Annotated in this window: 19 protein-coding genes; 6 read left to right on the plus strand and 13 right to left on the minus strand. The window is 63.4% G+C overall.

Annotated features, from left to right (window positions below):
• Nucleotides 1-29: 29 nt before the first annotated feature.
• The 3 genes from AC1D1J_RS07030 to AC1D1J_RS07040 all read right to left on the minus strand — a co-directional run bounded on the left by AC1D1J_RS07030 (nt 30) and on the right by AC1D1J_RS07040 (nt 2,196).
• Nucleotides 30-392: a 6-pyruvoyl trahydropterin synthase family protein gene (locus AC1D1J_RS07030; RefSeq protein ID WP_477689434.1), complete on the minus strand. Its 363-nt coding sequence runs from the start codon at nt 390-392 to the stop codon at nt 30-32.
• A gap of 23 nt (nt 393-415) precedes the next feature.
• Entirely contained in the window at nt 416-1,051 is a 636-nt protein-coding gene (gene queE / locus AC1D1J_RS07035; protein ID WP_477694248.1) for a 7-carboxy-7-deazaguanine synthase, read from the minus strand.
• A 260-nt stretch (nt 1,052-1,311) separates the two neighbouring features.
• The gene (locus tag AC1D1J_RS07040; RefSeq protein WP_477694249.1) at nt 1,312-2,196 is read right to left on the minus strand and encodes a LysR substrate-binding domain-containing protein; all 885 of its coding nucleotides are present in this window, start codon (nt 2,194-2,196) and stop codon (nt 1,312-1,314) included.
• Between the two features lie 133 nt (nt 2,197-2,329).
• On the opposite strand from AC1D1J_RS07040, the gene AC1D1J_RS07045 reads away from it, so the two are divergent.
• Complete coding sequence (locus tag AC1D1J_RS07045; RefSeq protein WP_477694250.1) at nt 2,330-2,734, plus strand: tautomerase family protein; 405 nt, start codon at nt 2,330-2,332, stop codon at nt 2,732-2,734.
• Nucleotides 2,735-2,746: 12 nt separating this feature from the next.
• On the opposite strand, the gene AC1D1J_RS07050 is transcribed toward AC1D1J_RS07045, so the two are convergent.
• The 7 genes from AC1D1J_RS07050 to AC1D1J_RS07080 form a co-directional block, all read right to left on the minus strand.
• A complete protein-coding gene (locus AC1D1J_RS07050) occupies nt 2,747-4,033 on the minus strand; it encodes a YbfB/YjiJ family MFS transporter (RefSeq protein ID WP_477688360.1) in 1,287 nt (428 codons plus the stop codon).
• Between the two features lie 58 nt (nt 4,034-4,091).
• Nucleotides 4,092-5,144 carry an adenosine deaminase gene (locus tag AC1D1J_RS07055; protein WP_477694251.1) on the minus strand — a complete coding sequence of 351 codons (1,053 nt, stop codon included), beginning with the start codon at nt 5,142-5,144 and terminating at the stop codon, nt 4,092-4,094.
• A gap of 108 nt (nt 5,145-5,252) precedes the next feature.
• Nucleotides 5,253-6,401, minus strand: coding sequence for a BMP family ABC transporter substrate-binding protein (locus AC1D1J_RS07060; protein ID WP_477694252.1), 1,149 nt, complete (start codon nt 6,399-6,401; stop codon nt 5,253-5,255).
• Between the two features lie 100 nt (nt 6,402-6,501).
• Nucleotides 6,502-7,422 (minus strand): ABC transporter permease, encoded by a 921-nt coding sequence (locus AC1D1J_RS07065; protein WP_477673529.1) that lies wholly within the window; start codon nt 7,420-7,422, stop codon nt 6,502-6,504.
• Nucleotides 7,422-8,531: an ABC transporter permease gene (locus tag AC1D1J_RS07070; protein WP_477688362.1), complete on the minus strand. Its 1,110-nt coding sequence runs from the start codon at nt 8,529-8,531 to the stop codon at nt 7,422-7,424. The genes AC1D1J_RS07065 and AC1D1J_RS07070 overlap by 1 nt, the downstream gene beginning before the upstream one ends.
• Complete coding sequence (locus tag AC1D1J_RS07075) at nt 8,528-10,111, minus strand: ABC transporter ATP-binding protein (protein WP_477688363.1); 1,584 nt, start codon at nt 10,109-10,111, stop codon at nt 8,528-8,530. The genes AC1D1J_RS07070 and AC1D1J_RS07075 overlap by 4 nt, the downstream gene beginning before the upstream one ends.
• 76 nt (nt 10,112-10,187) lie before the next feature.
• Nucleotides 10,188-11,120 (minus strand): LysR family transcriptional regulator, encoded by a 933-nt coding sequence (locus tag AC1D1J_RS07080; RefSeq protein ID WP_477665507.1) that lies wholly within the window; start codon nt 11,118-11,120, stop codon nt 10,188-10,190.
• A 70-nt stretch (nt 11,121-11,190) separates the two neighbouring features.
• On the opposite strand from AC1D1J_RS07080, the gene AC1D1J_RS07085 reads away from it, so the two are divergent.
• Complete coding sequence (locus tag AC1D1J_RS07085) at nt 11,191-12,861, plus strand: xanthine dehydrogenase small subunit (RefSeq protein WP_477694253.1); 1,671 nt, start codon at nt 11,191-11,193, stop codon at nt 12,859-12,861.
• Nucleotides 12,858-15,272, plus strand: coding sequence for a xanthine dehydrogenase molybdopterin binding subunit (xdhB, locus tag AC1D1J_RS07090; protein WP_477694254.1), 2,415 nt, complete (start codon nt 12,858-12,860; stop codon nt 15,270-15,272). The genes AC1D1J_RS07085 and xdhB overlap by 4 nt, the downstream gene beginning before the upstream one ends.
• A 62-nt stretch (nt 15,273-15,334) precedes the next feature.
• On the opposite strand, the gene AC1D1J_RS07095 is transcribed toward xdhB, so the two are convergent.
• Nucleotides 15,335-15,676: a hypothetical protein gene (locus AC1D1J_RS07095; RefSeq protein ID WP_477668125.1), complete on the minus strand. Its 342-nt coding sequence runs from the start codon at nt 15,674-15,676 to the stop codon at nt 15,335-15,337.
• Nucleotides 15,677-15,848: 172 nt separating this feature from the next.
• Nucleotides 15,849-16,187 carry an antibiotic biosynthesis monooxygenase gene (locus AC1D1J_RS07100; RefSeq protein WP_477665506.1) on the minus strand — a complete coding sequence of 113 codons (339 nt, stop codon included), beginning with the start codon at nt 16,185-16,187 and terminating at the stop codon, nt 15,849-15,851.
• A gap of 100 nt (nt 16,188-16,287) precedes the next feature.
• Here AC1D1J_RS07100 and soxR point away from each other — a divergent pair, with 100 nt between their 5' ends.
• Nucleotides 16,288-16,764: a redox-sensitive transcriptional activator SoxR gene (gene soxR / locus AC1D1J_RS07105; protein ID WP_477694255.1), complete on the plus strand. Its 477-nt coding sequence runs from the start codon at nt 16,288-16,290 to the stop codon at nt 16,762-16,764.
• Here the strand turns inward: soxR and AC1D1J_RS07110 are convergent.
• Complete coding sequence (locus tag AC1D1J_RS07110; protein ID WP_477668127.1) at nt 16,761-18,023, minus strand: Nramp family divalent metal transporter; 1,263 nt, start codon at nt 18,021-18,023, stop codon at nt 16,761-16,763. The genes soxR and AC1D1J_RS07110 overlap by 4 nt on opposite strands.
• A 384-nt stretch (nt 18,024-18,407) precedes the next feature.
• Here AC1D1J_RS07110 and AC1D1J_RS07115 point away from each other — a divergent pair, with 384 nt between their 5' ends.
• Both AC1D1J_RS07115 and AC1D1J_RS07120 read left to right on the plus strand, forming a co-directional pair.
• Nucleotides 18,408-20,072 (plus strand): cbb3-type cytochrome c oxidase subunit I, encoded by a 1,665-nt coding sequence (locus AC1D1J_RS07115; RefSeq protein WP_477694256.1) that lies wholly within the window; start codon nt 18,408-18,410, stop codon nt 20,070-20,072.
• Nucleotides 20,062-20,664 carry a cbb3-type cytochrome c oxidase subunit II gene (locus AC1D1J_RS07120; RefSeq protein ID WP_457279844.1) on the plus strand — a complete coding sequence of 201 codons (603 nt, stop codon included), beginning with the start codon at nt 20,062-20,064 and terminating at the stop codon, nt 20,662-20,664. The genes AC1D1J_RS07115 and AC1D1J_RS07120 overlap by 11 nt, the downstream gene beginning before the upstream one ends.

Raw genomic sequence — 20,664 nt, forward strand, 5'->3', positions numbered from 1 at the left:
TGGGCTTGTTGCCAGCCGGACAGCCGGGTTCAGCGGCTTACCCGGCAGCCGTCGCCCAGCGAAGCGCGCCAGACACGTACCGAAGTCAGGCCCGGCAGGCGTGCGTCCAGCTTGCGGAAGATGAACTGGCACAGGTTTTCGAGTGTGGGCGGGCCCAGATCTTTCACGTCGTCGAGCAGGTGGTGGTCCAGTTCCTCGCGCAGCACCTCGATCTCGCGCCGCACCAGTCCCAGGTCCATCACCATGCCGGTGACCGCGTCGGGCTCGCCAGCGACAAAAACCTCGGCGTTGTAGGTATGGCCATGCACGCGCTTGCTGCTGTCGGCCTCGATGACGCGCTTCAGGGTGTGCGCCGCGTCAAAGTAGAAAGTCTGGCTGATCTCGCAGCGCATGGGTTCTGGCGTGGGGAGCTTTTTCATCGGATGCCCGTGATTTTGTGGGTCTGCAGGCTCAGGCGCCAGGCCGGGCGTGCCATGCACAGCTGGATGCAGGTTTCGGTGTTCTGCTGGCGCTGGGGGTTGTCCATGGGCTGCAGGTAGCGGTGGGTGAAGTCGGCAGCCTCAAGTTCGGCCAGGTCGAAACTTGGCTGTGGCCAGACGACCTTGAGCTCCTGACCCGCGCGTTGCACCCAAGGTGCGCCGGCCTTGGGACTCACGCAGATCCAGTCGATGCCTTCCGGCGCGGCGATGGTGCCGTTGGTTTCCACTGCAATCTGGAAACCACGGGCGTGCAGCGCGGCAATCAGTTCCGCGTCAACCTGCAGCAAGGGCTCGCCGCCTGTCATCACCACAAAGCGGTGCGCACTGTCGCCCGCCGGCCACTGCGCTTCAACTTTTTGCGCCAGCGCATCGGCATCAGCGAACTTGCCGCCCAGCGTGCCGTTGGTGCCGACAAAATCGGTGTCGCAAAACTGGCAGACGGCCGTGGCACGGTCCTGCTCGCGGCCTGTCCACAGGTTGCAGCCCGCAAAACGGCAGAACACCGCAGGCCGTCCGGCATTGGCGCCCTCGCCCTGCAGCGTGTAGAAAATTTCCTTGACCTGGTAGCTCATGGCGCGGCTTTCGCAGCGTCATGGCCGCAGCGCGCCACAGGCAGTTGCCGGGGCGAAGGGAGACATTGAGCGGGAGAAATAAAACAGGCGCCCACTGAGGCCGAAAGACCGGGGGTCGCGAGGTTTTTATACATGGTAGTCCTCTACATGGCCCCGGAAACAAAGCAAATGCCGGCGCGCCGAGGCAGCACGCAAGCCCTGATTTTAACGGCCAGCGGCCAATAGCGGGATTTCGGGGGATTTACCGGCCAATAGCGGCTTCAGGGCGCGGGAGCTTCGTGTGCCTGTTTTTCCAGCCAATCGCAGAATTTGTCCAGCCGCACATTCGCCCCGGCCCGCCGCCTGGCCACGTACTGGTAGCTGCTTTCCTCAAAGCCCAGCGGCGCCACCAGCCGCCCCGCGCGGATATCGTCCATCACCAGGTGCCAGGGCGCGATGCAAACGCCCAGGCCAGCCACTGCCGCCTCCAGCGTGAAGTAATAGTGCTCAAACTCCGGACCGTCCTGAATAGGAAGGGCAAGGCCGCGCGACTCGCACCACATCTGCCAGGCATCCCGCCGCGTTCGGGTGTGCAGCAGCGGCAAGCGGGCCAGGTCGATCGCTTTGTGCACATTCGACTGACCGGCGAGCGCAGGCGCCATGACAGGCCCCAGGCGCTCCACAAACAGCGGCAGCAAGGTGGCCGATTTTTCGCTGCCCCGCCCGTCTACCGTGATGACGAGGTCGTAACGGTCACGGTCCACACCGGTCACACGCTCGGCGGCGCTGAGCCGGACGTCGATATCGGGATGGCGCGCATTGAAGTCATAGAGACGCGGAATCAGCCACTTGACGGTGAAGGTGCTGAAGCAGGAAACGTCCAGTGTTCCGGCCTCGCTGCTGCGCACTTCACGCACGGCGGCTTCCATCTGATCCAGCGCAGCGGCAAGTGCCGGCCACAGCGCAGCGCCGGCAGCGGTCAGTTGTGGCTTGTTTTTGGCGCCCTCGAAGAGCGGCACGCCCAGGGACTGCTCCAGCTGGCGCACCTGCCGGCTGATGGCGCCGGGGGTCACCGACAGCTCCTCGGCCGCAGCCGTCATGCGGCCCAGCCGGGCAGCGGCTTCAAAGGCACGCAGGGCATTCAAGGGTGGGAGATGACGCTTCATCATTATGTGAGTTTATGGCACATATGACTTGCGAACAAATCGCTTTTCCTGACGGTCATTGATTGCCAGAATTCGCGCTAGCTCGGTGAAAAATTCAATTCATCGTTGTCTATTTAAATTGAGGAAAAATCACATGCCTTTTGTCCGCACCAGCGTCCACCACAGCACCAGCCCCGAGCAACGGCAAAGCATCGTCGACGGGATTCACCAGGCGCTGGTCGACAGCATTGGCATGCCTGAAGACGAGCTTTTTAATTCGGTCAGCAGCTACGATGCGCAGCAGTTTTTCTTCAACCGAAGCTTCAACGGCATGGCACGTTCAGAGCAGCCGGTGGTCGTCGAGATCACGATGCGGCGCGGCCGCAGCGACGCGATGAAGCGAGCACTCTATGCGGCCATCGCGCGCAATTTAAAGACCAACGCCGGTGTTGCCGCCGATGACGTTTTCATCTTCATGCATGAAAACGACTATTCGGACTGGTCGGTGGGCGGCGGCAAGTTTGCCATGGCGCTGGTGCAACAGCCCGGTCCTAACTGATGAGCGAAGCGCTTACTTCTGCGCCGCTACGCCGCCAGCCGTCAACGCAGGCAGTACCGGATAAGCCTTCGCCATCCACCCATACACCACAGCGCCCACCAGCAGCGAGGCCGCCGCAATTTCCAGCGACATCGTGAAACCCGCACCCGCGTTGGGTGTGCGCCGCAGCAGCACGGCCACCAGCGGCGGGCCGAGGATCTGGCCGACACCGTAGGTGGCTGTCAGAAGGCCCATGAAACTGGCGGCTGTGGCGGGCTTCAGGCGGCGCACTTCCTGCATCGCAAAAAAAGTGATGGCGGTAAACGGTATGCCCAGCATCAGGCTACCGATGGCAAAGCCCGCGAGGCTGGGGCTCCAGAGGCTGGCGGCAATACCCAGCGCCTGCAAAAAGTAGCAGCCGGCCAGCAACAGGCGGAAATCTTTGCCCGGCGGCAGGCGTGTGGCCAGCAGCGCACCCACCATGACGCCCAGGCCGAAGATGGGCCAGAACATGTCCAGCCAGGCCGATCCCGGCAAGGCCGCACGCGCGATCACCGGCAAAAAAGTGGCGGTAATGATGTAGCCAAAACCGGCCAGGCCATAGGCCAGCGTGAGCAGGGTCATCTCGGCATTGCCGTGGTGCTGCGGCGCATCACCCGGCCGGGCAGCAGCGCGCGGCGCCAGTGCAATCAGGCGTTCATCGCCGCCGCGCAAGACATGCCACACCGAGGCTGTCAGCGCAAACGCCAGCACGCCGAAAATCATCCAGCCCGTGGCGGCCGTCCAGTGCCAGGCGACCATGCCAGTGGCAAACAGGCCACTCACCAAAATGCCGGCGCCCGGCCCGACGTAGATGATGCCGCCCATCGCGGGCACGCCACGCTTGGCCAGCTGCGAGAGGCACCAGCCCGAAGTAAACACAAACACCACCGCGCTGGTCACGCCCGCGGCAAAGCGCAGCAGCGGCCATGCAGCCGGAAAATGCCAGCCCATGGCCAGCGTCAGCACGCCTGTGGCAACCAGACCGGCGCGCACCAGGGACGAATACGCCAGGTGCGGCAGCCACTTGAAGCGCGCCCACAGCCAGGGCTGCAGCGTGCAGAGAATCGCACCCAGCATGTAGCCAAAGTAGTTGGCGCTGGCCAGCCAGCTGGCCGTCGGCAAATCGACCACGCCGTCGTTGAGCATCATCGGCAGCAGCGGCGTGAAGGCAAAGCGCCCTAGACCCATGGCCACCGCCAACGCTACCAGCCCCGCCAGCGCGATGGGCCAGGGATTGTGGGCGCCCGGGGTTTGCCCTTCTTTTGGCGTCAACGCCATACACAGTTCTCCGTCATGTTGAATTCAGGCCGTACCTTGGGGCAACGCGCTGATAGGCTTATTGAAATGTTTCGAAGGCCTGATGGAGGCGGTCGACATAGCGGGACTTTGCCGAGGCTTCGATGAAACTTGCCTCAAAGCTGTTGCGCGCCAGCACATAGGCATGCTGCGCATTCAGCCCCGTCGCAGCAAAAGTCTGCGTGAAGTTCTCATTCATGTAGCCGCCGAAATAGGCTGGGTCGTCTGAATTGACGGTGGCCACCAGCCCGGCATCGAGCAGCTCGCGCAGGTTGTGGCTGGCAAGGTCCGGGAATACGCAGAGCTTGAGGTTGGAGAGTGGGCACACGGTCAGCGGAATGCGGTCTTTCGCCAGACGTTGCATTAGCGACGCATCGCGGCTGGAGCGCACGCCGTGGTCCACACGCTCCACCTTGAGCACATCGAGCGCCGTCCAGACGTATTCGGGCGGGCCTTCCTCCCCGGCGTGGGCCACCAGGTGAAAGCCCAGCTCGCGGCAGCGCGCAAATACGCGGGCGAATTTTTCGGGCGGGTTGCCGACCTCGCCCGAATCGAGCCCGATGCCGATGAATTTATCGCGAAACGGCAAGGCCTGCTCCAGCGTTTCAAACGCGTCCTCCTCGCTGAGGTGGCGCAGAAAGCACAGGATCAGCGAGGCGCTGACACCCAGCCCGGCCTGTGCATCCACGCAGGCGCGGTGCAGGCCGTTGACGACCGTTTCCATGCTGACACCACGTGTCGTGTGCGTTTGCGGGTCGAAGAACATTTCGGTGTGCACCACGTTGTCAGCGGCAGCTTTGCGCAAGTAGGCCTCGGCCATATCGTAAAAATCCTGCTCGGTGATGAGCACACTGGCGCCTGCGTAGTAGATATCGAGAAAACTCTGCAGGTTGGTGAAGGCATAAGCGCTGCGCAATTCTTCAACGCTGGCGTAGGGAATCTTCACGCCATTGCGGCGGGCCAGCGCAAAGATCAGTTCGGGCTCAAGCGAGCCTTCAATGTGCATATGCAGCTCGGCCTTGGGCATGCTTTTGAGCAACTCAGGCAGGCGGTCCGCGGACACGGGTTTTACATTGAATGGTGTGGGCGTCATCTCAACTCCAGAAACAAAAAAAGCTGCCCGAAGGCAGCTTTGAAACTACGTTGCGAGCGCTCCGGCCCGGGAACTGTTGCCCCAGGCACGGCGCTGCGTCCATTATCCTCAGTTGCCGGGAACCTTGCCTTCGACACCCTTGACGTACGTCTTCAGGCCGCCGAGAAATTTGTCGTCCGCCACCACATCCTTGGCCAGCAATTCCTTGCCGGTGTTGTCGGTGATCGGGCCTTTCCAGATCGAGAAGCTGCCGTCCTTCAGGCCCGCCTTGACTTCGTCGATGCGCTTTTTGGTGTCATCCGGCACATCGGCGGCAATCGACACAATGTCAATGGCGCCTTCCTTGACGCCCCACCACGAAGCCGTGTTGCCGGTCCACTTGCCTTCAAGGGCCTCACCCACGGATTTCACGTAGTACGGGCCCCAGTTGATGATGGCCGATGCCAGGTGGGCCTTGGGGCCGTAAGCGGTCATGTCCGAATCCCAGCCGAATGCGCGTTTGCCCATTTTTTCGGCGGTCTGCAGCACGGCGGACGAATCAGTGTTCTGGAACAGCACGTCGGCGCCGCCGTTGATGAGCGCCGTGGCAGCCTCGGTTTCCTTGGGTGGGTTAAACCACTCATTGACCCACACCACCTTGGTCTTGACCTTGGGGTTGACCGACTGCGCGCCCAGCGTGAAGCTGTTGATGTTGCGCACCACCTCAGGAATCGGCACCGAGCCGACCACCCCCAGCGTGCCGGTCTTGCTCATCTTGCCCGCGATCACGCCGGCCATGTAGGCGCCTTCGTAAGTGCGGCTGTCATAGGTGCGCATGTTGGCGGCCTGCTTGTAGCCGGTGGCGTGCTCGAACTTCACGTCTTTGGTGTCGCCTGCTACCTTGAGCATGGGCTCCATGTAGCCGAAGGTGGTGCCGAAGATCAGCTTGTTGCCTTGGGCTGCCATGTCGCGGATCACACGCTCGGCGTCGGCTGACTCGGGTACTTTTTCGACAAAGCTGGTGACTACCTTGTCGCCATAGGCTTTCTCCACGGCCTTGCGGCCGTTGTCGTGCGCGAAGGTCCAGCCGCCGTCGCCCACAGGGCCGACATAGGCAAAAGCGATTTTCAGGGGCTCGACCTTGGCGGGCGCTGCCGCCGCCGGTGCGGCAGGCGCCGCTGCCGGCTCTTCCTTCTTGCCGCAGCCCATCAGGGCTGCCCCCGCCACGGCCGACAGGGCCGCCAGCTTGAGCAGGGAACGTTTTTGCAGGTCAGTCATGTGAACTCGCTTTCGTTTTTAGGAAATGACATTGAAATAAAAAGTGGAACGGAAAGGCGAAAAAAAGCAATTATGCGGCGGATCGGCCGGCAATACACCATCAGGCCCCCGGGTAAAAAGGCTTGCCGATGGAGCTGGGCATGTTGACGCGAATCCACAACGGGTTGCGCGAGATCAGGACCAGCACCACGATGGTGGACAGGTAGGGCAGCATGCTCAGGAACTGCGTGGGCATGTTGACGCCCAGGCTTTGCAGGTGAAACTGCAGCATGGTCACGCCACCGAACAGGTAAGCACCCAGCAAAACCCGTGCCGGGCGCCAGGTGGCAAAGGTGGTGAGCGCCAGCGCGATCCAGCCTTTGCCGGCGATCATGCCCTCCACCCACAGCGGCGTATAGACCACCGACACATAGGCGCCCGCCAGCCCGCACAGCGCACCGCCGGCCACCACGGCCGCCAGCCGGATGCGCCGCACCGGGTAGCCCAGCGCATGCGCCGACTCGGGGCTTTCACCCACCGAGCGCAACACCAGGCCAGCGCGCGTGCGGTACAAAAACCAGATCAACCCGGCCGTCAGCGCCATCGCGATGTAAACCATGGGGTGCTGGCGGAACAGCGCCGGGCCCACGAGCGGAATATCGGCCAGGAAGGGAATCGGGTACTGCGACTGTTCGGGCAGTTTCTCTTGCACGTATTTGATGCCGGCAAAGGCCGAAAAACCCGCGCCGAACAGGCTGAGCGCCAGGCCTGTGGCGTACTGGTTGGTGTTGAGCCAGATCACCAGCACACCGAAAACCGCGGCCAGGAATGCGCCCGCCGCCATGCCGGCCGCAAAGCCCAGCCAGCTGTTGCCGGTGTGCACCACGGTGGCAAAGCCGGCAATGGCGGCGCACAGCATCATGCCTTCGGCGCCCAGGTTGACGATGCCCGCCTTCTCATTGATGAGCAGGCCCAAGGCCGCGATAGCCAGCACGGTGCCGGCGCTCAGTGTGGCCGCGATGAGCAATGCGGTGGAGTCCATCAGTGGGCTCCTTTCACGGCGTCGGTTGAAGAAGGCATGGTTACAGGAAGGGCAACGGGCCTGGCCAGCTTGAGGCGGTATGCGATCAGCGTGTCACAGGCCAGCAGGCTGAACAGCAGCAAGCCCTGGAACACGCCGGTGATGGACTTGGGCAGCCCCAGGCGCGACTGCGCAAGCTCACCCCCTATATAGAACATGCTCATCAGGATGGCCGAGAACACCACACCGACCGGATGCAGCCGCCCGACAAAGGCCACGATGATGGCGGCGAAGCCGTAGCCCGCCGGCACGTACGGCGTGAGCTGGCCGATGGGGCCGGCCACCTCCAGCGCGCCTGCCAGGCCCGCCGCGGCGCCCGATGTCAGCAGCGCCAGCCACAAGGCGCGGCGCGACGAGAAGCCGCCATAGCGCGCCGCCGCCGGTGCGAGGCCGCTGACCTCATGCCGGAAACCCGCGTGCGTGCGGAACATGAACAGCCACAGCCCCGCCACGCCCAGCAATGCGAGCACAATGCCGATGTTCACGCGCGAACCCTGCATGAGCCGCGGGATCTGCGTCACAGCCTCGAAGGTTTTGGTCTGCGGAAAGTTGTAGCCGTTGGGGTCTTTCCAGGGGCCGAAGACGAGGTAATTGAGCACCATGTCGGCCACATAGACCAGCATCAGGCTGACCAGGATTTCATTGGCGTTGAAACGGTCGCGCAGCAAGGCGGTGATGCCGGCCCACACCATGCCGCCCGCCAGGCCTGCCAGCAGGATGGCCGGAACGATCCAGGGGCCTGTGGTTTTTTCAGCCAGCAGCGCCACGCCGCCTGCGGCGATCGCGCCCATGACGAACTGGCCTTCGGCGCCGATGTTCCAGACGTTGGAGCGAAAACACACGGCCAGCCCCAGCGCGATGATGAGCAGCGGCGTGGCCTTGACCAGCAGTTCGCCGACGGCATACGGCGACTTGATGGGCTCCCAGAAAAACACCTGCAGGCCCTTGACCGGGTCTTTGCCCAGTGCCACGAAGAGCGCTACGCCGATCAGCACGGTAATCAGCAGGGCCAGCACCGGGGAGGCATAGCTCCAGAAGGAAGACGGCTGGGGACGGATTTCGAGCTTCATGCCGAGGCCTCCGCCGTGGTGTGTGTTGTTTCTGTTGGGTGTGTGCCGGGCGCCCAGAGCCCGCTCATCCACTGCCCCACCAGTTCCACCGTGGCGTCGGCGCGAGGCAGCGAAGGCGAGAGCTGGCCCTTGGCCATCACGTACAGCCGGTCGCAGATGTCAAACAGTTCCTCGAGTTCTTCGCTCACCACCAGCACCGCACAGCCGGCATCGCGCAGCTTGAGCAGTTCGCCGCGTATCTGCGTGGCCGCGCCCACGTCAACACCCCAGGTCGGCTGCGAAACGATCAGCAGCTCAGGCCGCGCGTCAATCTCGCGGCCCATGATGAATTTCTGCAGGTTGCCGCCCGAAAGGGACTTGGCCACCGCCTGCGGCCCGCCGGACTTCACCTTGTAGTCGGCAATGATGCGGGCGGCCTGTGCCTTCAGCGCGCCACGGTCGAGCCAGCCGCCTTTGCCCACAGCTTCCTTGCGCGTGAGCAAGAGGTTGCGCGCCAGCGAAAGCGATGGCACGGCACCGCGACCCAGGCGCTCCTCAGGCACAAAATGCAGGCCCAGCGCGCGCCGCCCGCCTGGTCCGAGCTTGCCCACCAGCCGCCCCTTGACGGTGATTGCATCGCTGTCGGCGCGGGTGTCTTCGCCGGACAGCGCATAAAGCAATTCTTTCTGGCCGTTGCCCGATACACCGGCAATGCCCACAACTTCCCCGGCCCGCACCTGCAGCGCGACCTGGTGCAGGTCGACACCGAACTGGTCCTCTTTTTGCACGTCGAGCCGCTTCACGTCGAGCACCACGGCGCCGGCGCGCACTTCGCGGTGCTCCAGCGCGGGCGGCTCGGCACCAATCATCAGACGGCTCAGCGAGGCATTGGACTCCTGGCGCGGATCGCAGAAACCGGAAACCTTTCCGCCGCGCAGCACCGTGCAGGCGGTGCACAGTGCACGGATTTCATGCAGCTTGTGGCTGATGTACAAAATGCTGCAGCCTTGCGCGGCCAGTGTCCTCAGCGTGACAAAGAGGTTTTCGACCGCCTGGGGCGTCAACACCGACGTGGGTTCGTCCAGAATCAGCAGCCGCGGATGCGTGAGCAGCGCCCTGACAATCTCCACCCGCTGGCGCTCCCCCACGCTCAGGGTGTGCACGGGGCGCGTCGGGTCCAGTTGCAGGCCATAGGCCTGCGTTGTCTGCATGATGCGCTGCGAGACCTCGGTCAGCGTGAGGTGTTTGTCCAGCCCCAGCCAGACGTTTTCGGCCACCGTCAGCGTGTCGAACAGGCTGAAGTGCTGGAACACCATGCTGATGCCCAGCGCCCGCGCCTCGTGCGGGTTGTGCACAACCACCGGCTTGCCGTCCATCTCCACGCTGCCGGCGTCGGGCTTGACCGAGCCGTAAATGATCTTCATCAGCGTGGATTTGCCCGCGCCGTTTTCACCGAGCACGGCGTGGATCTCACCGGGCTGCACCGTCAGCGAAATGCCACTGTTGGCCACCACGCCCGGGTAGCTTTTGGTGATGCCGGAAAGCTGCAGCCGCGGCGGCTGGCCGGGCGGGCTGTCAGTCTGGGGCGGGGCTGCGGTCATTGTCTCTGGATATCCGGTTTTGTCTTCGATTTATAGGTAATTCTGGCTGCAGCCCATACAGGACGGGCGCAAGCAGCTATTCTTTTCGTAGCGTTGAGGCCACGGACTTGACACGTTCGCGCAGCCACCGGGCCGAATTGGAGGCATGCGTGCGTTCGTGCCAGAGCTGGTAATACATCATGCGGGGAAAGGCGATCGGGGTAGGCAGTATTTTCACCGGCAACAGGCTGGCAAAGCGTTCGCAGTACTGGCGCCCGGTGGTCATCACCAGCAAGCTTGATGCCACCATGGACGGCATAAGGCTGAAGTGCGGGCAGCGCACCGTGATGTTGCGCACCATGCCCAGGGTGTCGAGATGCTCGTCGATCACACCCTTGGCGCCGGGGTGCGTGGCGGTAGGGGCGATGTGTTCGGCTTCCAGCCAGGTCGCGGCATCCCAGCCGCGGCGCACCGCCGGGTGGTCTTTGGCGACCAGGCACACCACTTCGTCGCCGAAAAGCCGCGCCATGTGCAGGTCGTCGGGCGGTGCGGCCCAGTTGCCTATGACGATGTCGGCCTGGCCTTGCGCCAGGTGCATGCGGTAGTCGGATTCAGCGGACAGCGGGTGGATTTCAATATGGCAGAGCGGCGCCTGGGATTTGATCTGTGCCACCAGTTGCGGCAGGAAAGACGGGTCCAGGTAGTCGCTCGCCGCCAGGCGAAAGGTGGTCTCGGCGGTGGCCGGATCAAACCCCCGCGCGTCACTGAACAGCATGCCGGCCGCGCGCAAAATGCTGGCCGAGGGCTCGATCATGCGCAGGCCCGCATCCGTAGGCACCATGCCGGAGCCGGACCGCACCAGGATAGGGTCACCCGCCAGCGTGCGCAGGCGCTTGAGCGCCGCGCTGACGGCGGGCTGGTACATGCCCAGGCGGAGGGCGGCGCGTGATACGCTGCGTTCGGTAAGCACGGTGTTCAAGACCCTGATGAGATGGAGGTCTATCTTGTCGAAAAGCGCCTGGTCTTTCATACCTTTTCACCCATGCGGTTGATATGCACTTTTGTATGCCGGCCGCAGCAAGGCTGTTTTAACCTGAAGCATGGCTGTCCCATCTTTTTCCAGACCCATCCGCTTCGTCAGGCGGGGTGAAGTTGTTTCCGTCAGCAATGTACCACCCAGCCGCACCCTGCTGGAGCTGCTGCGCGAGGACCTGGCCTGCACCGGCACCAAGGAGGGTTGTGGCGAAGGCGACTGCGGCGCCTGCACCGTGGTGCTGGGGGAAGCGGCTGGTGGCAAGGTCGAATACCGCGCCATCAACAGCTGCATTCGGCTTGCGCATTCGATAGACGGATTGGCCGTCTGGACCGTGGAAGATATTGCCCCCACGCTTCTCACTTCGCCTTCGGCTTCGTGTAATGCGCGAGGCCTTGCAGGCCGCGGCTCGCGAGACGCTTCGCCTCTGTCGCCCGTCCAAGCCTGCGCAGGCAGGCTTGAAGCCGCGGGCTCCAGCCCCTCAGGGGCGCTGCGCCTGCGGCCCGGCAAAGCCGGTTCCGCGGCCCCTGCTGGCGAGGGAGAAGGGGTTGAACCAGCGCTACATCCTGCCCAGCAGGCCATGGTCGACAAACACGGTAGCCAATGCGGTTTCTGCACGCCCGGCTTTGTGATGAGCCTGTTCGGCATGTACCAGAACCATGTCTGCAAGGGCGAGCCTGTCACGCGGGAGCTCGCACAGGAAGAACTCTCGGGCAACCTCTGCCGCTGCACCGGCTACCGGCCCATCCTGGAGGCCGCGCAGACCATGGGAAGCCTGCCTCCGGTGCGAGTCGACGAAGCTGGTTTGCTACAAAAACTGAAGCTGCTTGCGCCCGCCCCTCTTGGGCTGCAGGCCGATTTGGCTTACAAATCACCCACCACACTGAAAGGCTTGCTGCAGGCCCGCGCTGCCCACCCCCATGCCCAGCTGGTGGCCGGCTGCACAGACGTGGGTTTGTGGGTGACCAAGCAGCACATGCAGTTTGGCGAAGTGCTGGATGTCACCCGGGTGCGGGAATTGCGCCGGATTGAAGACTACCCGCAGCACGTCGCCATAGGCGCCGCCGTGACTCTGGCCGACGCCTACGCAGCGCTGGTGAAAGACCGGCCGCAGCTGCACAACTTCGCGGCCCGTTTTGCCGGGCTGCCGGTACGCAATTCCGGCACGCTGGGCGGCAACATCGCGAACGGCTCGCCGATCGGCGACTCCATGCCCTTGCTGATTGCGCTGGGGGCCAACATCGTGCTGATGAGCGTGCGCGGCCACCGCGAAATGCCGCTGGAAGCGCTTTACACCGGCTACCGCAAGAACCTGATGGCGCCCGACGAAGTACTGGCCTGGGTCAAGGTGCCCAGGCCGCAACCGCTGGAGGCGATGAAGGTTTACAAAATCTCGAAGCGCTACGACGACGACATTTCCGCCGTCTGTCTGGCGATCAACCTGCGGATTGAAAACAACACCGTGGTCGCTGCTTCCATCGGTGCGGGCGGTGTGGCAGCCACGCCGGTGCGCGCCATCCAGACGGAGGCGGCGCTGAGGGGCCAACCCTGGACGCAGGCCATCGTACGGCACGCCATCGCAACGCTGCGTGCCGAGTTCTCGCCAATTTCAGACATGCGCGCTTCCGCCGCCTACCGCAGCCAGGTGCTGGGCAACCTGCTGCAGCGTTACTGGCTGGAAAGTCAGGGCCTGCAGCAGATCAACCTGGCCAGCTTCCGGCTGGAGGAAGCCGCATGAACGCCGCGAAAGACATCTCCGTCAGCCGCGATGCGGTGGCCGACCCGGACGTGCGTGCCGCCAATGCTCACGCTGGCGAGATGCCCCTCTCGGACCTTGCGGAAAAAGCATCGCTGGCCCAAAAGCCAGCAGGCACACAGGCAGCCGGCCGCTCCACACCCCATGAAAGCGCCCGCGCGCAAGTCGCCGGTGCCGCCACTTATGTCGACGACATTCCGGAAGTGCGCGGCACGCTGCATGCGGCGCCCATTTTGTCGACCGTGGCGCACGGCAGGCTGCTGGGCATTGACACCGCCGCAGCGCTGGCCATGCCGGGCGTGCGCGATGTGATACTGGCGCGCGACATTCCGGGCGACCCGGTGCTGGGCAATTTCTCGCACGACGAGCCGGTGTTTGCGCAGGGCACAGTGCAGCACATCGGCCAGGTGATCGGCGTGGTGGTGGCTGACACCGCCATGCAGGCCCGCCGGGCGGCGCGAAAAGTGGTGTGCAATATCGAGCCTCTGCCCGCACTGTTGACCGTGCACGACGCGCTCAAGGCCGAAAGTTACGTGCTGCCGCCGGTCTTCGTGAAACGCGGCGATGCAGCGCACGCCCTGAAGAAAGCCGCGCACACGCTGCACGGCACACTCGAAGTGGGCGGCCAGGAGCATTTCTACCTCGAAGGCCAGGTCGCCTACGTGGTGCCGCAGGAACAGCAGCAATGGCTGGTTTACTCGAGCACCCAGCATCCCGGCGAGATCCAGCACTGGGTGTCGCACGCACTGGGCATTGCCAACCACGCAGTGCGCGTCGAATGCCGGCGCATGGGCGGCGGCTTTGGCGGCAAGGAAACGCAGTCAGGCCAGATGGCCGTCTGGGCCGCCATCGCTGCCCACAAGCTGCATTGCCCCGTCAAGCTGCGGCTGGACCGCGACGACGACTTCATGGTCACCGGAAAACGCCACCCGTTTGCATATGAATACGACGTGGGTTTTGACGAGACCGGCCGGCTCAGCGGCCTCAAGCTCATGATGGCGGTGAACTGCGGCTTCAGCGCCGACCTGTCGGGCCCGGTGGCCGACCGCGCGGTTTTCCACGCCGACAACGCTTACTTTCTGGAGGACGTGGAGATAGCGTCCTACCGCTGCAAGACCAACACGCAAAGCAACACCGCCTTCCGCGGCTTTGGCGGTCCGCAGGGCATGATCGTGATTGAAGCCATCATGGGCGACATCGCGCGCGCGCTGGGCCTGGACCCGCTGGCCGTGCGCAAACGCAACCTCTACGGCATCGGCGAGCGTGACGTCACCCACTACCAGATGAAGGTCGAGGACAACATTCTTGAGCCGCTGCTATCAAAACTGGAGCTGTCCGCGCTTTATTCACAACGCCGTCAGAAAATTTCTGCCTGGAACACTCAAAGCCCGGTCATCAAGCGCGGCATCGCCATCACACCCGTGAAGTTCGGCATTTCGTTTACCGCCACCCTCTTCAACCAGGCCGGCGCGTTGGTGCATGTGTACACCGACGGCAGCGTGCAGGTGAACCACGGCGGCACCGAGATGGGCCAGGGGCTGAACACCAAGGTCGCGCAGATCGTGGCCGACGAACTGGGCGTGCCGTTTGCGCAGGTGCTGGCCACGGCCAGCGACACCAGCAAGATTCCGAACGCCTCAGCCACCGCAGCCTCAGCCGGCACCGACCTGAACGCGCGCGCCGCGCAGTACGCAGCGCGCAATGTGCGCGACAACCTGGCGCAGTTTGTCGCGGGGCTGGACCGCTGCGGCGCGGGTGCTGTTCGTTTTGAGGGCGGCGAGGTCATCACACCCACTGGCGCACGGCCGTTCACCGAAGTCGTGAAGCTGGCCTACGCCAACCGCATCCAGCTGTGGAGCGACGGCTTTTACCGCACGCCGAAAATCCATTACGACAAGGCCACGCTGACCGGCCGGCCTTTCTACTACTTCGCCTATGGCGCAGCCTGCACCGAAGTCGCCATCGACACCCTGACGGGCGAAAGCCGCGTGCTGAAAGTCGACATCCTGCATGACGTGGGCACCAGCATCAACCCGGCCATCGACATCGGCCAGATCGAAGGCGGTTTTGTGCAGGGCATGGGCTGGCTCACCACCGAGCAGCTGGTGTGGAACGACAAGGGCCTTTTGACCACGCACGCGCCCAGCACCTACAAGATTCCTGCGACCGGCGATGTACCCGAGCATTTCAAGATCGATCTGTGGCCCGAGCCCAACCGCGAAGACAACGTCTTCGGCAGCAAGGCCGTGGGCGAACCGCCGCTGATGCTGGCGATCAGTGTGTATGAGGCTTTGCGCGATGCGGTGGGCGCGGTGAAGGCCGGGGATGAACGCGTGGTGCTGACCGCTCCGGCGACGGCTGAGAATGTGCTGAGCGCTCTTGGGCGCCGGTAATCGGCAGGTCGGATTGGGGCGGGTGCAGAGAGCCTGACCCTTCCCGGCCGCCTGCATCGCGCCTAGCTGAAGACCTTCACAACCAGGCTGATTGCCGAGGCAGCGAACAACCAGAGGACCAGCAACATGCTGCCGCCCGATACCAGACTCGTGGGAATGATAAACAGCATGGCAACGATGCTGCCCGCCGAGAAAACCAGATAGGTCATCCATAGCCCTGCTCCAGCAAGGAAAAACAGAAAAACAATTTTGGGGATGACGTCGAGGCTGCACCCGCCCCAGCACCCGGCCACGCCTGATGCCAACATAAATATCTCCAGGACGATCAGGAGAAAGCCGGCAAAGACAAGGGCGATGGCCGGTGGGCCCTCTTCTTCCGACGGTTGGCTGTTTTCGTTCTGCATGCTTATGGCCCCGATATTTGTAGTCGCGCTGATGGCGACAACAGCCATCCTATCGGAGATTAACAGGGGTACGCGGTAAGCGCGATACCCGATAGCGGCGTTCACAGGCCTACCGGCCCTCGATCTCCAGGTTGCCGCAGTATTCCATTTACGGCAGAACCCGGCCTGACGCTCAAGCCTCCCGGTACATCCCCGAGTCGCCGCGCACGCCCAGCTTCTTCCTGAAGGCCTGAATATCAAAGCCCTCGCTGGCGAGCTGCTTTTGCATGACGGTCTGGGCGGCGGCCACCGCATCGGCATTGGCCCACTCGACCACGGTCACCACATCGAACTCGCTGCTGTCGCCCGTCTGGGTCAGCACATGTTTTTGCAGGCAGCCGGGCTGCTCGCCCAGCATGCGCTGGACCTGGTGAATGCGCTCGACAAAAGCGGAGATCGATTGCGAGGGCACGACGAATTTGTCGACGCGGAACACGGAGGCGGAAGCGGGGCTTGATAAATCGCTGGACATGAAAACAACTCCTTTGAAATAAGCGGGCCGGATTGGCCTGAAAATGAGGAGTCTGAAACCTCAAGTAAAGTTTAGGTCAAGCATTTTTTCAAGGAAATCCATGGGCACGGAACTGGAACAGGCCGGCATCTTTCCCACACTCTCGGTCGGCGACATGGCACGCCGCAGCGGCGTGGCGGTGTCCACCCTGCATTTTTATGAAACCAAGGGGCTGATCAGCAGCACCCGCACCGAAGGCAACCAGCGTCGCTACGCACGCGAGATGCTGCGACGCGTGGCTTTTGTGCGTGTGGCGCAGCGGGTGGGCATTGCGCTGGCCGACATCGAGGCAGCCCTGGCCACCCTGCCCGCGAAGGCGGCCCCCAGCCGCGCGGACTGGGCCCGACTGTCGGCAGCCTGGCGCGCCGACCTGGACGAGCGCATGGCCCAGCTCAAAAAACTGCGCGACACCCTGGACGACTGCATAGGCTGCGGCTGCCTGTCGATTGACAAATGCCGGCTGCGCAACCCGTATGACCAGCTCGCCGGGCAGGGCGCGGGGCCGCAGCGTTTGTGGGTTCGTCGCCGGGAAGCCTAGAACAAGGGGCGGATCAGATCCAGCAACATCATCGCCACCGCAAAGCCCATCACCACCACACCGCCCCAGCCGAACCACGTGGTCTTCAGGCCCGAGGTGAAATTGCCCATGACCGATTTCCGGCCGGCCAGCAGCATCAGGCCGGCCATGATGGGCACGGCCACCACGCCGTTGATCACGGCACTCCAGTAAAGCGCTTTCATCGGGTCTATGCTGGTGAAGTCCATGCCCGTGCCTACGATGGTGGCGATGACAATGATGGCGTAAAAGCGTTTGGCCTCGTACCAGTGGCGCTCCAGGCCTTCGGGCCAGCCGAAGGCCTCGGCCACGGCGTAGGCGGCCGACGAGGCCAGCACCGGCACGGCCAGCAGGCCGGTGGCGATGATGCCGCCGGCGAACAGCGCAAAGGCAAAATCGCCGGCCAGTGGCCGCAAAGCCTGCGCCGCCTGCGCGGCTGATGTCACATCATGGATACCGGCCGCATACAGCACCGCACCGCCCAACACCATGATGAAAAAGGCGATGGCATTAGAGAAAAACATGCCGATGTAGGTGTCGCGCTTGACGCGGCGAAGGTCGCGGCGGATCTTCTTTTCAGCGCCCAGCACGCCGCCCTTCAAGCGCAGCTCTTCGACCTCCTGCGAGGCCTGCCAGAAAAACAGGTAAGGCGAAATCGTGGTGCCCAGCAGCGCGACGATCATCATCCAGTAGCCCGAGGTCCATTGCAGTTTGGGAACGACCAGGTCATGCAGCACCTGGGCCCACTGCACCTGCACCAGGAACACGGCGATCACATAGGCAAAGAGAAAGAGCGTGAGCCATTTCAAAATGGGTGCGAGCTTGCGGTAAGGCACAAACACCTGCAGCAGTACGGTGATGATGCCGAAGGCCACCGCATGAAAGTGGTCGCCGCCGCCCACAGCCAGCTGCAGCGCCTCGCCCATGGCGGCAATGTCGGCGGCGATGTTGATGGTGTTGGCAATGACCAGCAAAAACACCATGCTCATCAGGAAAGCCCGCGGCGTGTGCTCGCGCAGGTTGGCCGCCACACCCTTGCCGGTGACACGACCTATGCGGGCGCTGACCAGCTGGATGGCGATCATGAAGGGCAGTGACAAAAACACCGTCCACAGCAGCCCGGTGCCGAACTGCGCCCCCGCCTGCGTGTAGGTAGCGATGCCGGAAGGGTCGTCATCGGCAGCGCCGGTGACAACGCCTGGGCCGACGTGGCGCAGGAAAGAGGGGATGCGGTTCAACATGGCCGCGAGGCTAACACGGCTTGATGAGGCCTGTCTTAAGCCATATCAATACATTGATTCAGGCTGCAAACCAATATAGACGGGCGCAAGCAGCTATAAAAACAGTAGCAGATGACTGGAATACAGCCTGGCGTCCAGGCTGGCAGCCATCAAAGGCGTAGTATGGAACACCTGCGGCAAGTTCTCGCGGCCCCACCCGCCCGGCGCCAGGCAGCAGATGGCGTCTGCGGGTTTTCACACCGGAGAAATCATGACAGTTGCACCATGCACAAGCGGCGGACCGGCTCAGTCGTTCAGATGGCTGACACCGCTTTTTCTGGAAACCCGGAGCGCGGGCAATGAGAACCCGACGATGCCGCGCGCGTTGGCTGCGGGAGCTGCATGATGGACAGCGCCGCCCTCAGCCTTCTGGGTGCTTTCCTGTTGTCCATCATCGGACTCTTTGTCTTCATCTGGTCGCTGCGCAAAGGTCTGCTGCAAGAAAACCCTGTCGCGGCTTCCGTCATCTTCGCGCACGGCGAGATCGGCCAGGTCGACGACCCCGCGCTACAGGACGCGGCACAGGCGTCAATGCAGAAGGTAGTGAAGGAAGGCGGCATCAAGACACACGCCGCCGATGCCGCCGAACTGCTGGACCGCATCACGTCCGACCGCTCCACCGCGTTTCCGGTGTTCATGTTCATCACCTTTGCCTGCCTGTGGCTCATCGTGGGCTCGATGGCGGGGCTGGTGTCGTCCATCAAGCTGCATGAGCCCGACTGGCTCACCGACTATGCCTGGCTGACCTTCGGCCGGATACGCACCGTGCACCTGACCGGCGTGCTCTACGGCTGGATCACCAATGCGGCGCTGGGAATGATCGTGTGGCTGCTGCCGCGGCTGCTGCGCACCCGGCTCTACGGCGCCATCTGGGTCATGCTGGGCGGGGCGCTCATCAACATGGGCATCGCCGGCGGCATAGGCGCCATCGCGACCGGCTGGAACGACGGCATGGAATACCTGGAAATTCCATGGCAGATCGCGATCTTCATGTTCGCCGGCTTTGCCCTCGTCATCCTGCCGGTGCTGTTCACGCTGGTCAACCGCAAGGTCTCGCACCTGTACGTCAGCGTCTGGTACATGACGGCCGCGCTGCTGTGGATTGCCCTGCTCTTCCTGGTTGGCAAGATGCCCGGCGTGCACACCGGCGTGCAGCAGGCCACCACCAACTGGTGGTATGGGCACAACGTGCTGGGCCTGTGGTTCACGCCCGTGAGCGTGGGCGCCATCTATTACTTCCTGCCCAAAATCATCGGCCGGCCGATACGCTCCTACAACCTCTCGCTGCTGGGCTTCTGGACGCTGGCATTTTTCTACGGGCAGGTCGGCGGCCACCACCTCATCGGCGGCCCGGTGCCCGGCTGGCTCATCACACTGTCGATCGTGCAGAGCGTCATGATGGTGATTCCGGTGATCGCCTTCAGCATCAACATGGGCGCCACGCTGCAGGGGCGCATGCACCTGGCGCGTTATTCGCCGACGCTGCGCTTCATGATGTTCGGCGGGCTGATGTACCTGGCCTCATCGCTGCAGGGCTCGCTGGAGGCGCTGCGCAGCGTCAACCAGATCACCCACTTCACCCATTTCACGGTGGCCCATGCGCACCTGGGCGCCTATGCCTTCGTCACCATGGTGCTGTTCGGCGCCATCTATTTCATGATGCCCCGGGTGCTGAACTGGGAGTGGCCGTACCCGAAACTGATCACCCTGCATTTCTGGCTGGCGGCTGTCGGGGTGACGATATATTTTGTCGGGCTCACCATCGGCGGCTGGCTTCAAGGTGTGGCGATGCTGGATGCCGCCCAGCCCTTCATGGCTTCCGTCGAGCTGACCCTGCCCTACCTGAAATGGCGATCCGTGGGCGGCGGCCTGATGGTACTCAGCCATCTGGTGTTCGTCGGCCATTTCCTGGCCATGGCGCTTCGCTTCGGGCCGGGCCGCGCGGGCGCCGCCCTCTTCTGGCCCAACGACGCACGCAGCGCTGAAATGGGAGCCACTCATGGAAAATGAAGTCAAGCTGGCATCGGGCGCCATGGTGGCCCTGGGCATCGCCACGGCGGCCCTGGTGGTGATGCCCTACATGCAGGTACGCGACATCAAACCGCCGCCGGAGCTGAAAAACTACACCAGCGCCCAACTCCGCGGGCGCGAGGTCTACATTGCCAATGGCTGCGTTTATTGCCACAGCCAGCAGCCGCGTGACCGGAACTTCGGCCCCGACGCGGAGCGCGGCTGGGGCCGGGCCTCGGTGCCGGGCGATTATTTCTATGACAGGCCGCATTTGCTGGGCAGCATGCGCACCGGGCCGGACCTCTTCAACATCGGGGCGCGCCAGCCGAGCAAGGACTGGCACCTGGGCCACCTGTACCAGCCGCGCGCCTATGTGCCCGGCTCCATCATGCCGTCCTACCCCTATCTTTTCACGGTGAAGGACGCCAAAGACGCCGAAAGCGAGGGCGAGCAGCCGCTGGCCCTGCCACCCGCCTACGGGCCGAACATCGGCCAGGTGGTCGTGCCTTCGCCGCAGGCGCTGGACCTGGTCAAGTACCTGCAGGGCCTGAACCACACCTACCCGGTGCTGCCACCCGCCCCCAAGCCCTGA

Source organism: Polaromonas sp. P1_F8, assembly GCF_056405635.1.

Bases quoted from the DNA above. Each gene is read 5' to 3' on its own strand.
- AC1D1J_RS07085 (WP_477694253.1), top strand. From the start codon at position 11,191: ATGGCTGTCCCATCTTTTTCCAGACCCATCCGCTTCGTCAGGCGGGGT.
- AC1D1J_RS07075 (WP_477688363.1), bottom strand. From the start codon at position 10,111: ATGACCGCAGCCCCGCCCCAGACTGACAGCCCGCCCGGCCAGCCGCCG.
- AC1D1J_RS07030 (WP_477689434.1), bottom strand. From the start codon at position 392: ATGCGCTGCGAGATCAGCCAGACTTTCTACTTTGACGCGGCGCACACC.
- AC1D1J_RS07065 (WP_477673529.1), bottom strand. From the start codon at position 7,422: ATGGACTCCACCGCATTGCTCATCGCGGCCACACTGAGCGCCGGCACC.
- AC1D1J_RS07080 (WP_477665507.1), bottom strand. From the start codon at position 11,120: ATGAAAGACCAGGCGCTTTTCGACAAGATAGACCTCCATCTCATCAGG.
- AC1D1J_RS07070 (WP_477688362.1), bottom strand. From the start codon at position 8,531: ATGAAGCTCGAAATCCGTCCCCAGCCGTCTTCCTTCTGGAGCTATGCC.
- AC1D1J_RS07100 (WP_477665506.1), bottom strand. From the start codon at position 16,187: ATGTCCAGCGATTTATCAAGCCCCGCTTCCGCCTCCGTGTTCCGCGTC.
- AC1D1J_RS07040 (WP_477694249.1), bottom strand. From the start codon at position 2,196: ATGAAGCGTCATCTCCCACCCTTGAATGCCCTGCGTGCCTTTGAAGCC.
- AC1D1J_RS07060 (WP_477694252.1), bottom strand. From the start codon at position 6,401: ATGACTGACCTGCAAAAACGTTCCCTGCTCAAGCTGGCGGCCCTGTCG.
- AC1D1J_RS07055 (WP_477694251.1), bottom strand. From the start codon at position 5,144: ATGACGCCCACACCATTCAATGTAAAACCCGTGTCCGCGGACCGCCTG.
- AC1D1J_RS07115 (WP_477694256.1), top strand. From the start codon at position 18,408: ATGGACAGCGCCGCCCTCAGCCTTCTGGGTGCTTTCCTGTTGTCCATC.
- AC1D1J_RS07095 (WP_477668125.1), bottom strand. From the start codon at position 15,676: ATGCAGAACGAAAACAGCCAACCGTCGGAAGAAGAGGGCCCACCGGCC.
- queE (WP_477694248.1), bottom strand. From the start codon at position 1,051: ATGAGCTACCAGGTCAAGGAAATTTTCTACACGCTGCAGGGCGAGGGC.
- AC1D1J_RS07050 (WP_477688360.1), bottom strand. From the start codon at position 4,033: ATGGCGTTGACGCCAAAAGAAGGGCAAACCCCGGGCGCCCACAATCCC.
- AC1D1J_RS07045 (WP_477694250.1), top strand. From the start codon at position 2,330: ATGCCTTTTGTCCGCACCAGCGTCCACCACAGCACCAGCCCCGAGCAA.
- xdhB (WP_477694254.1), top strand. From the start codon at position 12,858: ATGAACGCCGCGAAAGACATCTCCGTCAGCCGCGATGCGGTGGCCGAC.
- AC1D1J_RS07120 (WP_457279844.1), top strand. From the start codon at position 20,062: ATGGAAAATGAAGTCAAGCTGGCATCGGGCGCCATGGTGGCCCTGGGC.
- AC1D1J_RS07110 (WP_477668127.1), bottom strand. From the start codon at position 18,023: ATGTTGAACCGCATCCCCTCTTTCCTGCGCCACGTCGGCCCAGGCGTT.
- soxR (WP_477694255.1), top strand. From the start codon at position 16,288: ATGGGCACGGAACTGGAACAGGCCGGCATCTTTCCCACACTCTCGGTC.